This window comes from Acinetobacter sp. V104_13, assembly GCF_031798995.1.
Classification (GTDB): Bacteria; Pseudomonadota; Gammaproteobacteria; order Pseudomonadales; family Moraxellaceae; genus Acinetobacter; species Acinetobacter pittii.
Genome location: NZ_JAVQNP010000019.1, coordinates 21,467 through 33,692 on the forward strand (window position 1 = coordinate 21,467; position 12,226 = coordinate 33,692).

The following is a 12,226-nucleotide window of genomic DNA, read 5'->3' on the forward strand; positions in this document are numbered from 1 at the left end:
CCTATCTCCTTATTTTGTTTTTTTGCCAAAGCCTATAAAATCTAGCGGGAAAGATAGACCAAGCGAAACATCTGGTGCATCTTCGGTTAAACCAATACCCACTGTGCCATTAACAATCGTTTCAGGTGAAACACGTACACCTAAAGCAAAGGACAACATCGCGCTACTTTGATCTGGCGACTGATATGACTCGCCATCCTTAAACTGGAACTCAGCATCCATGTTAAAGCTTTGTTGATATGACATGGTTAATGAAACGTCATAATTAAATGAGTAAGCAAAACCGAAAGAGAACCCCCCACTAATACCAGGGTCAAAACTCTCTAGATAACGAGGACCATTCGCCCCACCACCACGTGCCTGATTTAAACCTGTTTCTTTAAATCCATAATTTGCAGAAGCAGAGGCAAATAAAACCACTGGATCAATATATTTACGGGTACTTGCTCCTACCCCAACAGAGTAATATCCTTTACCTGTTGAAAGCTCATCTAAACCAATTTCGTAAGGGCTATCCCCAGTTTTTGTTGATAGGTTACCAAATAATACCAATGGCAAACGGCCTTGCTTTAACGGGAAAGGTTCCCAGCGCGCCCCTAAAGAAATATCACCTAAACCCGCTGCAGTTGTATCTCTAACAATTTCAGATTTTGCAACGAAAGGAACTGTTGCAGATAATGTTAAGTTGTCCAATATCCCATATTGAACAGTAAAACTATTCGTTAAAGTATGGTTCGCATCTTCTTCAACACGTAAACGGTTAAGTTGAGATGAGTCATCAGCTAAAGCTAAATCAATTCGAGTATCGCGATAATAGGTATAATCGAGATCGTAATAGGCTGAAAATACGCCTCTTTTAATCAATGAATATTGGCGCTCATTTGAAGTAAATACTTCTTGCAAATTTGTCTCTTGAGTCGCATCACCTTCTTTTTTCTGTAAAGCAGTAGCAGCTTGATTAGCTCCAGTATTTGCTGCCTCAACAGGAGCAGGTTCAGTAGTTACAACGTCTGTAGCTGGAGTTGTACTCGCTTCTTGAACTGAATCTGTTGATGTTACTACTGATCCTGTACTCGCGTCAGAAACAACTGTGGTGTTTTGAACTTCAGCTTCAGTTTGTGCGACTTGGTCATTTGCATAAAGTGTGCCCGTAATAGCACTCATACTTAATGCCAACACACTCATCTTCATCCATCGATTATTCATGTTTCTTCCCACCTAATGTATTTATTTTACTCAATTCATATTTGATTATTTACGCTTATAGTAAAGACGCATATATGTTTCAATTGGCTGATTATAGGTTGCAGAATTTGGGTCTTTATCCAGTACCCTACGCATAGTTGATGCTTTATTTGCTAAACGGTCATAATTGAATGTTGGATATTGCACATCCACAAATGCATAACGGTTAACAGTTGCATCTTCCACATGACGCATATCTGAGTCTTTTAAGGCCAATAGGTCTTTACGTTGAGATTCAGGAACAGAAACAATGAATAATGTATTATTATCCCAAACCTCTTTAAAACGATTTTCATCAAAGCTGATATTCCCTAATGCAGGATCAGCAACATAGACTCGTCCATCTTTATAAGCTTTATATACGACAAAATGTTTAAAACCAGCATAAGAAATTGGAACGATTGCAGGTTGTCCAAGATTGACTAAATCAGAAAACTCCCCTCGATAACCACCACTATCCAAACCAATAGCAGTTACAAAGCGTTTCATATCAAGTAATGAGAAGCTTCGGCGTTCAATAATACGTTGATATTCACCATACTGTAGTAAACCACTCATAGTCTGCTGTTCAGTCAAACTTGTTCCCACATAACCATTTAAAAGTGTAGTAAGAGCAGCTGAACCGCAACTATAGTCATAAGCTTGTCGAACAATACCTCGGAACTGATCTTCTACAGCTGGTTTAATCTGAACTGGTTCAATATGATTACGGCGAAAAGATAAATTACGTGAATCGGCAGTCTCTGTATAATAAACAGTTCCCGGTGGCTTTTTTTCTATTTCGAAGGCTTCTGTCGCAAAGTAATATATCAATGCTGAGCCTAAAGCAATCTCTAACATAAGCACTTGTTCTAAATGGTGGCCTACTGGCCTTATTCATTTTATTCTTAGAGCAATAGCTCTACATCCCTGTGTGTTGAAGATACCTTTTTTTTTTGAAAAAAACAGCCTTTTTTTACTTTTTTTTGATGAACGTTTAGTTTTATAAAAATAGAGAGACTTGTGTGATTAATTTAAATAGATTTTTAATTTAACAGTTATTTTTATCAATAAAAAATATATTTTTATATAGTTAAATTAGACAATTAATAAATAAAAAAGCGCGTAATAAACGCGCTTTTTTTATTAAAACTCAGATTAGTGACCTGAAATTGTAATTGTAGAAGTTCCTACATTTAAACCTTGAATTTCAACATCACCAATAGATGCATTAGCAGCAGCACCTAAATGTACACCCTGTACATAAACGTTCATACCTTGTGCACTATTATTTTGAATTTTCAAGCCAGTTGGTACAACTGAAATATTAGCATCAACATCTAAATTACCAGTTGTGTTACCAGCACCACGAACCATCACTTTGTCTAGGAAGATCTCACCACCACCTGCAGCATCTTTGATACCGAAGTTAGATAGTGTTAAACCGCCCTGTAAAGCAGAGTTCACTTTAATCATTGCACCTTGTGGAGTAGAACCTAATTGTACGTTGGCTGAAATTGCACCTAGAGACAAATCTAAACCAGAGATAATTTCAGTTGGAGCAGTTTCAGTGATACCACGTACAGCAGTAGTTGTATTTAAAGTACCAGAAGTACCCACACCAATAGAACCTACACTTACATTAACAGCACCCACGTTTGCAGCAACGTTTAAAAACGCGCCATTTGTACCCGAAGCACCAACGCTGTCAATTTTAAGGTCTAACAAATTAGCAGTTTGATCAACCTGTGTAAGCTCCACTCCACTTACTACAATCGCACCCGCAGTTGCTGCAGCACCAGTAATACCTGTAGTAGGGTTTAAACCATCATTATCATGAATAAATACTTTATCGATAGAAATACCGCCAGCACCTAAAGCGATACCGATATTAATACCATCTTGACCTGTAGCAGCACTAAGTGCAGCATCATCCATTGACTGCATTGCCATTGCATTTGCGCTGATAGCTAAAGAAGAAACTAAAGCAAGTTTAGTAAACATTTTCATTGAGCACTCTCCCAAGAGCATTTATTTTTTGACTTAACCACTCTCATTGTCTCAAATTGCATTTTTCTTTATATGGCAACCGAAACTTCCAATCCTTGAGTAGTTTTGCTTAGCAATTACTAAATTACATCTACGTTAATTTTTGTTCAACTAGTGTTGTGCATTTTTTGCCAACTACCCGACAAACGGTACACTCAAGTTTTTCTACACAAACCTTGCTAAAAACAATAAATTCTCAGTTAAAATTTCGTTCATTTTATCAGCAAAAAGTTTAGTACTTAAAAGACTTTCTCCTGATGAAGTGCAACTTATAGTAAACTAACTACTCTCTCATTAAACACTCTTTTATTTAAAAATGTCTCAGTTAAAGAAAAAAATCTCTTTATATAGTAAAAATGCTGCCGATATTTTAAAAAAATTAGATGGTTTAACTGGGCTTATTTATTTAAATGACAATAACAATCCAACTATCGGATTTCTTCCGCAAGATTATATTATTATTCAAAATGAAAATTATTTAGAATTTGAGCGCCAAAATTTCAAAGAATATAAACATGGATCAAAATCAAATCAACTTTTAAATTTCATTCAATTTAAAGAAAATAATTTGAATAAAGATATTGAATCAACAATAAGTTTTATGGGTGGTTATATTGGTTTTATCAGCTATGATTTCAGTGCACATCAATTTATTAATGGACAAAATCATATACAACCTTCTCTATTCCTAGGCAAATATCGATCTTTTTTAAAATATATAGATAATGATTGGTATTTTTTTAGTGATGAAGAAAATGCAGTTGATCTATTCTCATATATTGAAAATAAAATAGAGAATTTTGGTTCCAATAACTCTAAAAATACATTTGAATTAAAAACCACTATTCAACCAAGATGGTCTAAAAAACAATATTTCGATGCTTTCTATAAAATACAAGAATATATTAAGGCTGGAGATTGCTATCAAATTAATTTAACCCAAGAGTTTAAAGCTAAATTTTCAGGATCCTTATTAAATAAAGCTGAAGATCTATGGCAACTTACAAATGCTCCATATGCAGGTTATTTAAAATTAGATGATTTTGAATTATTAAGTTGCTCTCCCGAGCTTTTCATCGAATTCAATCAAAATAAACAAATTAAAACTAGACCTATTAAAGGCACAATGCCTCGCTATGAGAATGCAGAAAAAGATTTTATTTCTAAACAAACCTTAAAAAACTCTCAAAAAGACCAAGCAGAAAACGTGATGATTGTCGATTTATTACGTAATGATTTGAGCATTTATGCCAATACAGGATCTGTAAAAACAACAAAATTATTCGAGATTGAAAGTTTTAATCAAGTACATCACATGGTAAGCGAGATCGTTGCGACTCTTAAAGATGATATTAATCCTATGCAAATGCTGCTCTCTGCCTTACCAGGAGGTTCAATCACAGGAGCTCCCAAAATTCGGGCAATGCAGATCATTGAAGAGTTAGAGGAATCAGCAAGAGGTGCATATTGCGGGACATTGGGTTATTTCAATTTTGATGGAACTGGCCGCTGGAATATTCTCATCCGTAGTTTTCAACAATATCAGAATCAGCTTTCTTTATGGGCAGGTGGTGGTATTACGATTGCATCAAATGCAGAAGCAGAATATCAAGAAAGTCTTGATAAAGTCTCTGCTATGCTGAACTTGATGAACAGCACAGCAGAGTAAAATTTAGAGAATATCTTCTTTTAATGTTTGTACTAAACGCTCATTTTGCTCATCAGTTCCTACAGTAATTCGTAAGAATTGATTAATACGAGGCTTATTGAAATAGCGCACAATAATGCCCTGCTCACGTAATTGCTGTGCAAGCTGACCTGCATCATGCGATGGATGTGAAGCAAAAATAAAGTTTGCTTTAGAAGGTAAAACTTTAAAGCCCAAAGCAGTTAATTCATCTACTAGCTTTTCACGAGTAGAAATAACTTTTTGACATTGTTCTTCAAAATAAGTTTGATCTTCAAAAGAGGCTACCGCTGCTGCAATTGCAAAACGATCAATAGGATATGAGTTAAAGCTATTTTTGACAGCTTCAAGTGCAGCAATTAAATGAGACTGAGCAATCGCGAAGCCAACGCGTAAACCCGCAAGAGAGCGAGATTTTGAAGTTGTTTGGCACACAACCAGATTCTCATAGCGATTTACTAAACTCACTGCTGATTCTGCACCGAAATCAACATAAGCCTCATCAATGACAACCACCCGATTTGGATTCGCTTTTAAAATTTGTTCGATTTCTGGTAAACCTAGTGCAATACTTGTTGGAGCATTAGGGTTTGTAATAATAACCCCACCATTTGGTTGCACATAATCTTTAACTTCTATCTCAAAATTATCATTGAGTGGGATTTCTTTAGTCTTTGTACCAAAAAACTGACTATAAACTGGATAAAAGCTATAAGTGATATCTGGATAAAGAATTGGTTCATCTTGAAGAAAAAATGCTTTAAAAATATGAGCAAGTACTTCATCTGAGCCATTACCAACAAAAACTTGCGAAACTTCAATATTTTGTTGCTTAGCAATCGCATGTTTTAATGCCGTAGCATCTGGGTCTGGATATAAACGCAATGCATCAGCCTGATGAGTTAAAACAGCTTGAACTGCTTCAACTACTTTGGGTGATGGCGGATATGGATTTTCATTTGTGTTGAGTTTCAATAAATTCTGAATTTTAGGCTGTTCGCCAGGAACGTACGGCTCTAACTCACGAACTTCTGGACTCCAAAAGCGCATTTGTGCTGTAGATAAAGTCATGGTCTTATCTCAAAAAAGGGCTGAAAATCAGCCCTGAGTAATAATTAAAAAACTACAAGGTTTATAAGCTTATTGATAACGATAGCGAGCTGAGCGGGCATGGGCATCTAAGTTCTCTTGGACAGCTAAGATGTCGGCTGTTTTGGCTAACGATTTGACTCCATCTTTCGAACACATAATTAAGCTCGAACGTTTTTGGAAATCATAAACACCTAATGGAGAAGAAAAACGAGCAGTTCCAGAGGTCGGTAATACATGGTTTGGGCCTGCACAATAGTCACCAATTGCTTCAGGTGTATAGCGCCCCATGAAAATTGCTCCAGCATGGCGAATATCTTCACTCATAGCCTCGGCATCATCTAAGCAAAGTTCCAAATGTTCTGGTGCAACTTGATTAATCAAATCAATTGCTTCTACACGGTCTTTGACTAATACCAAAGCACCACGGTTTTCAATCGAAGTTCTCGCAATGTCTGCCTTTGGCAATTCATTTAAATGCTTTTCAATTGCCAACTCTACCGCATTAAGCAAAGCTTCATCAGGAGTAATGAAAATAGCTTGAGCAACTGTGTCATGTTCAGCCTGAGATAAAACATCCATAGCTAACCAATCTGCATTATTTTCACCTTCTGCATATACTAAAATTTCAGAAGGTCCAGCAATCATATCAATACCGACCTGACCAAATACAGCGCGTTTGGCAGCTGCCACAAAACGATTTCCAGGGCCAGTAATTTTATCTACAGGTGGAATGGTCTGAGTACCATAAGCAAGCGCTGCTACAGCTTGAGCTCCCCCAATAGTGAATACTCGACTCACTCCTGCAAGGTAAGCCGCAGCTAGAACCAATGGATTTAGTTCACCGTTTGGTGCAGGAACAACCATAATAATTTCAGGTACACCAGCAACATGGGCTGGCACTGCATTCATTAAAACTGAAGACGGATAAGAGGCTAAACCACCTGGTACGTAAATACCCACACGGTCTAGAGGTGTGACTTTTTGTCCTAATGTATTACCCAAATCATCTATATAAGTCCAGCTCTCTTGTTTCTGAGCTTCATGAAATGAACGAATACGCTTTGCTGCTAACTCTAGAGCATCACGAATTTCTGGGCTTAAATTATCAAAAGCAGTTTTAAGTTGTTGTTGAGATAATTCTAAATCTGAAAATTGATGCGCAGGATGTCGATCGAACTGTTGAGTAAGCTTTAAAACATGATCATCACCATGCTGACGAACATCAGCAATAATTTGATCTACTGTTTGCACTAAATTAAGATCATTTACAGTTTCAAATGCTAAAAGCTCAGCAAAAACCTGTTTGAAGTTCTGATCTTGAGTCGATAAACGTCGCATCAATTTACCCACAAGGCGAAAAAGAAAAACCAAGTTTACTCTTTTTCTAAGCGCTTGTGGGCATCATCTGAAGCAACTATCACAAAAGCATGATGGGAAATTGCTTTTAACGTGATTGAACAGCTTGCTCAAGCTGTGAAATGATTGGATTTAATAGAGTTTGCTTACGTTTAAAACTAGCTTTATTTACAATTAAACGTGAAGAAACTTTGCAAATTTCCTCTAATGGCTCAAGACCATTCGCTCTTAGCGTATTACCAGTGTCGACCACATCGACAATGTAATCACCCAAACCCACCAAAGGCGCTAACTCCATAGAACCATAGAGTTTGATCACATCGACTTGCTCACCTAAGCTTGCATAATACTGACGTGTAAGATTGACGTATTTCGTGGCAATTTTTAAACGGCCTTTTGGACGTTCCATTCCCACTTTACCAGCAGTCATTAATTTACACTTAGCGATTTTCAGGTCAAGTAGCTCATATACATGCTGAGCGCCATGTTCCATCAACACATCTTTGCCTGCTACACCTAAATCTGCTGCGCCATTTTCTACATAGGTAGGCACATCAGATGCACGTAAAATCAAAATACGTACTTGCTTATGCGTAGTAGGAAAAATCAGTTTGCGGGACTTTTCCGGATCTTCGAGCAAATTAATACCCGCTGTAGCTAGTAAAGGTAACGTCTCTTTTAAGATACGTCCTTTACTGAGTGCCAAGGTCAAACCATGATCAAAATTGCCCATCACATCAAAATTAGGATCATCGTTTCTTACATCATTCATTAACTTACTCGCTTAATTTTGGCACCTAAACCTTGAAGTTTCTCTTCGACATGCTCATAACCACGGTCAATATGGTAGATACGGTCAATTAAGGTATCTCCTTCTGCCACTAAAGCTGCCAAAACTAGAGAGAACGAAGCACGCAAATCTGTTGCCATTACAGGTGCAGCCTGTAAAGTTTCTACTCCAGTCACGACAGCATCATGACCTTCAACCTGAATATTAGCACCCATGCGTGACAATTCAGGAACATGCATAAAACGATTTTCAAAAATCGTTTCAGAGATAGTTGCAAATCCACGACCAATAGCATTTACAGCCATAAGCTGAGCTTGCATATCTGTTGGAAACTCTGGATGTGGCAAAGTTCTAAAACTTACAGCTTTAGGGCGTTTGCCTAACATATCAAGTTCGATCCAGTCATCACCACGAGTGACTTCGGCACCCATTTCTTCAAACTTATCCAAAACAGATTCAAGTAATGCAGGGTCGGTATGTGTAGTTTTGACACGACCGCCCGTAATTGCCGCAGCTGCCAAATAAGATCCCGTTTCGATACGATCAGCTACCACAGCATATTCACAGCCATGCAAACTTTCTACTCCAGTTACAACAAGAGTATCAGTATCAAGTCCTTCAATCTTAGCGCCCATTTTAATGAGCATTTGAGCAAGGTCAGTGATCTCAGGCTCACGAGCTGCATTACGAATAGTCGTAACACCATCAGCTAGTGCAGCAGCCATCAAGATGTTTTCAGTACCGCCAACGGTAACCATATCAAAAACAACTTCGCCACCTTTTAAACGACCTTCAACTGAAGCATGGACATAACCATTTTCAACTTCAATATGTGCACCTAAAGCTTCTAAAGCTTTTAAATGTTGATCAACCGGACGTGATCCAATTGCACAACCACCTGGTAAAGAAACTTTCGCATTACCGTAACGCGCTAATAATGGTCCTAAAACCAAAATTGAGGCACGCATTGTTTTTACTAGCTCATAAGGAGCAAACTGATTATCTAAAGTAGAGGTATCAGCTTTTACTGTGTCATTTTCATAGCCGATTGTAACCCCTAAACCACCAATCAACTTGACCAAAGTATTTACATCTTTAAGATTTGGAACATTAGTGATCGTAATTGGAGAGTCTGCAAGAATAGTTGCAGCAAGTAATGGTAAAGCTGCATTTTTAGCACCAGAAATGCGCACTTCCCCGTCGAGCTTAACACCACCCGTAATTAAAAATTTATCCATTAATATTTAAGCTCCGAAAAGGCTTGCTTTACGCCATTCATCTTTGGTCATTGCACGAATTGTTACCGCGTGAACTTCGCCACTTGCAATATAAGTATTTAATGGTGCATAAACTAATTGTTGGCGAGCAACAGTACGCTTACCGTCAAATTGATCATCCACAATACGGAGGTCAAATTTTCCGGCCTGTCCGCTCACCGCTACTTCCGCTTCAGGGAAAGCTTCTTTTAAAATTTGAGTGAGCTGTTCACTATTCATTGCAAAGACCTCTGACACAACCTAAGGTGTAAAACGAAGTATTTTACTATAACTTTTTCAAAGAATTCAGTACGTGTTTATATTTTATCAATAAAAAAGAGGCTATGTTTCAAGCCTCTTTCAATTATATAAAACTTATTAAATAGAAACAGCAACTTGCGAATAAGTGCACTGCATTTTCCGATATTTTAATAATTGTTTTTTTAATTTTTCAGTTAGTTTTTTAATTGAAGTATACATATCATCAGCAGTTGCCTGAGCAAACAACTCAATTCCCGGCAATCTTACAATAGCCTCTGCAACATGGTTCGAACTACCTTTATGAGAGCGCTTATCAATTTGATGATCTTTTGTTAATTTAATCTGCATACTATTCACCTGATCTAAGTGTTTTGTTAACTGATTAAATTTTGATTTAATATTTTCTTCTATAGCTGGTGTAATTGCTAAATGATGTCCACGAATCGTTATTTGCATAATTCTATCCCTCACCTTTTTAGGTTATCTAAAGAAGAACTAAAACGATTTAATGCTATCAAAAAGAAAACTTAGAACAATTAAACCATTTTAGTTACTCTCTTGGTGAAAATGAAATTTCATTATTTCGTCATAATGAATCTCTAGAATAGCCATACTTCAAAATTCAGATCAAGACTTTTCTTTCAGACGACGAAGGAATATGTAACGATTCTCGATATTTTGCGACCGTTCTTCGAGCCACTTCAATTCCCTCATCCTTTAACAATGTAGCAATTACATTATCTGACAAAGGCTTACGTGGATTTTCGTTGGCGACTAGTTTCTTAATCATTGCCCGAATTGCGGTGGAAGATGCCTCTCCCCCTGCTGTTGTTCCTACATGGCTAGAGAAAAAATATTTCAACTCAAATAGACCACGAGGCGTAAGCATATATTTATTTGTAGTTACACGAGAAACTGTAGATTCATGCAATTCGACTTCTTCTGCCACGTCTCGAAGAACTAGCGGCTTCATCGCTTCCGGGCCTATTTCCAAAAAAGCTTTTTGATGCTCTACGATACAAGAAGCTACTTTTAATAACGTTTTATGCCTTTCATCAATACTTTTAATAAAGTTTTTCGCCTCAAGCATCTGGTTACGTAAATATAAATTATCCTCACTCTGATCTGCTCTACGAATCATACTAGAGTAAAAAGAATTAATTCTTAATTTAGGAAGTACATCTGGGTTTAGCTGAACCTGCCAATGTAAATCTTTTTTTGAAACTACTACATCGGGAATTTGATAATCAGATTCTTGCTTATCAAAATCCATACCAGGATAAGGTTTTAACGTTTTTAAAAGATTGATTGCAAACTTTAATTGGTCTTTCGTTAAACCAGTTTGTTTGAGTAATTTATTAAGATCATTGGCTATCAAAAGCTCATAATACTGTAATAGATTTTTTGCCTCATTTAGATATTCAACATCTTTGGGCAGAAACTCTAGCTGTATTTTTAAACATTCCGCTAAATTACGCGAACCGATCCCTAAAGGATCAAGTCGTTGAATGTGTTTTAAGACAACTAAAACCTCATCTTCTTCGATCTCTTCCTCAATATCCATTTCATTCAATAATTGTTGTGCCGCTAAAATTATTTCTTCAATTTCAGCATCTAAAAACCCTTTATCATCTAATGCATCAACAATACAATAAGCAATTAATTGATCTATTTTAGAAAAATGCAAAAGATTAACTTGTTCTAGAATATGTTCCTTTAGCGATAATTGAACTTGGCGATTATCCTCTCGTTCTTCAAATTCTGGAGTAGCCAAAGCTGTTGATTGATGGGTATAAACATCATCCCACTCAGTATCAACGGGTAAATCATCAGGCAAATGGTCTGCATTTAGCTCAGTCGTTAAGTCATCTGATTCTTTATTTTCTAATGCAGCCAGACTCTCCGTTAGTGATTCTTCTTCTATTTTTTCAAGTAAAGGATTACTATCTAGTTGAATCTGAATTTCCTGTTCAAGCTCTAAACTAGAGAGTTGTAACAAACGAATCGCCTGCTGCAATTGAGGTGTTAACGATAGAGAATTCGCTACTTTCAATCCAACAGATAATTTCATATATTTCATTTTCCATAAAACAAGCAAAAATCATGCCTATTCAATATTTATAACATATAGTCTCCATTTGTTATACATATCCAACTGAAATTTGTAGAAGAAAAAAGAGATTTTTCCAATTATAAAAATAATCTTATTAAATTAATTCTATCAAACATGGTTCTCATACAAAGTCAGACACGAAATCTTGTTATAAAAAGTTAATTAGGAGGAACTAGCCCTCTTTTAATTTTGTCTAATTGATTACTCTTCGATTGTATAGTTTTTTTCTATTAAATTTTAAGATTTCAACTCATAGCTTACTATTTTATATTTATTCCCGACATATATATTTTTTAGCACATAAAGAAACACCCCCATTCGTTAGAATGGGGGTGTTTAGAATAATGAGCTGGCGATGACTTACTCTCACATGGGTAACCCCACACTACCATCAGCGC

Annotated in this window: 11 protein-coding genes; 1 reads left to right on the plus strand and 10 read right to left on the minus strand. The window is 36.6% G+C overall.

Annotation, left to right across the window (positions count from 1 at the left end; translation table 11 throughout):
* Window positions 1–9: 9 nt before the first annotated feature.
* The 3 genes from RMB06_RS04645 to RMB06_RS04655 form a co-directional block, all read right to left on the minus strand.
* Window positions 10–1,206, minus strand: a complete 1,197-nt coding sequence (locus RMB06_RS04645) for a hypothetical protein (RefSeq protein ID WP_068906706.1) — start codon at window positions 1,204–1,206, stop codon at window positions 10–12.
* Window positions 1,207–1,251: 45 nt separating this feature from the next.
* Window positions 1,252–2,085 (minus strand): C39 family peptidase, encoded by an 834-nt coding sequence (locus RMB06_RS04650; RefSeq protein WP_311078564.1) that lies wholly within the window; start codon window positions 2,083–2,085, stop codon window positions 1,252–1,254.
* A 297-nt stretch (window positions 2,086–2,382) separates the two neighbouring features.
* On the minus strand, window positions 2,383–3,234 hold the full coding sequence (locus tag RMB06_RS04655; RefSeq protein WP_311078566.1) for a DUF6160 family protein: 852 nt from the start codon (window positions 3,232–3,234) through the stop codon (window positions 2,383–2,385).
* 355 nt (window positions 3,235–3,589) lie between these two features.
* On the opposite strand from RMB06_RS04655, the gene RMB06_RS04660 reads away from it, so the two are divergent.
* Entirely contained in the window at window positions 3,590–4,942 is a 1,353-nt protein-coding gene (locus tag RMB06_RS04660; RefSeq protein ID WP_311078568.1) for an anthranilate synthase component I family protein, read from the plus strand.
* 3 nt (window positions 4,943–4,945) lie between these two features.
* Here RMB06_RS04660 and hisC read toward each other — a convergent pair whose 3' ends face one another.
* The 7 genes from hisC to RMB06_RS04695 all read right to left on the minus strand — a co-directional run bounded on the left by hisC (window position 4,946) and on the right by RMB06_RS04695 (window position 11,786).
* Window positions 4,946–6,031, minus strand: coding sequence for a histidinol-phosphate transaminase (gene hisC / locus RMB06_RS04665; RefSeq protein ID WP_311078570.1), 1,086 nt, complete (start codon window positions 6,029–6,031; stop codon window positions 4,946–4,948).
* Between the two features lie 69 nt (window positions 6,032–6,100).
* A complete protein-coding gene (gene hisD / locus RMB06_RS04670; RefSeq protein ID WP_311078571.1) occupies window positions 6,101–7,390 on the minus strand; it encodes a histidinol dehydrogenase in 1,290 nt (429 codons plus the stop codon).
* 106 nt (window positions 7,391–7,496) lie between these two features.
* Window positions 7,497–8,180, minus strand: coding sequence for an ATP phosphoribosyltransferase (hisG, locus tag RMB06_RS04675; protein WP_005071248.1), 684 nt, complete (start codon window positions 8,178–8,180; stop codon window positions 7,497–7,499).
* Window positions 8,180–9,436: a UDP-N-acetylglucosamine 1-carboxyvinyltransferase gene (gene murA / locus RMB06_RS04680; RefSeq protein ID WP_002115380.1), complete on the minus strand. Its 1,257-nt coding sequence runs from the start codon at window positions 9,434–9,436 to the stop codon at window positions 8,180–8,182. Before murA ends, hisG begins: the two co-directional genes overlap by 1 nt.
* 6 nt (window positions 9,437–9,442) lie before the next feature.
* A complete protein-coding gene (gene ibaG / locus RMB06_RS04685; protein WP_002115399.1) occupies window positions 9,443–9,694 on the minus strand; it encodes a BolA family iron metabolism protein IbaG in 252 nt (83 codons plus the stop codon).
* A gap of 138 nt (window positions 9,695–9,832) precedes the next feature.
* Entirely contained in the window at window positions 9,833–10,171 is a 339-nt protein-coding gene (gene hpf, locus RMB06_RS04690) for a ribosome hibernation-promoting factor, HPF/YfiA family (protein WP_005071251.1), read from the minus strand.
* A 166-nt stretch (window positions 10,172–10,337) separates the two neighbouring features.
* Window positions 10,338–11,786: an RNA polymerase factor sigma-54 gene (locus RMB06_RS04695; RefSeq protein WP_016803219.1), complete on the minus strand. Its 1,449-nt coding sequence runs from the start codon at window positions 11,784–11,786 to the stop codon at window positions 10,338–10,340.
* Between the last annotated feature and the right edge of the window lie 440 nt (window positions 11,787–12,226).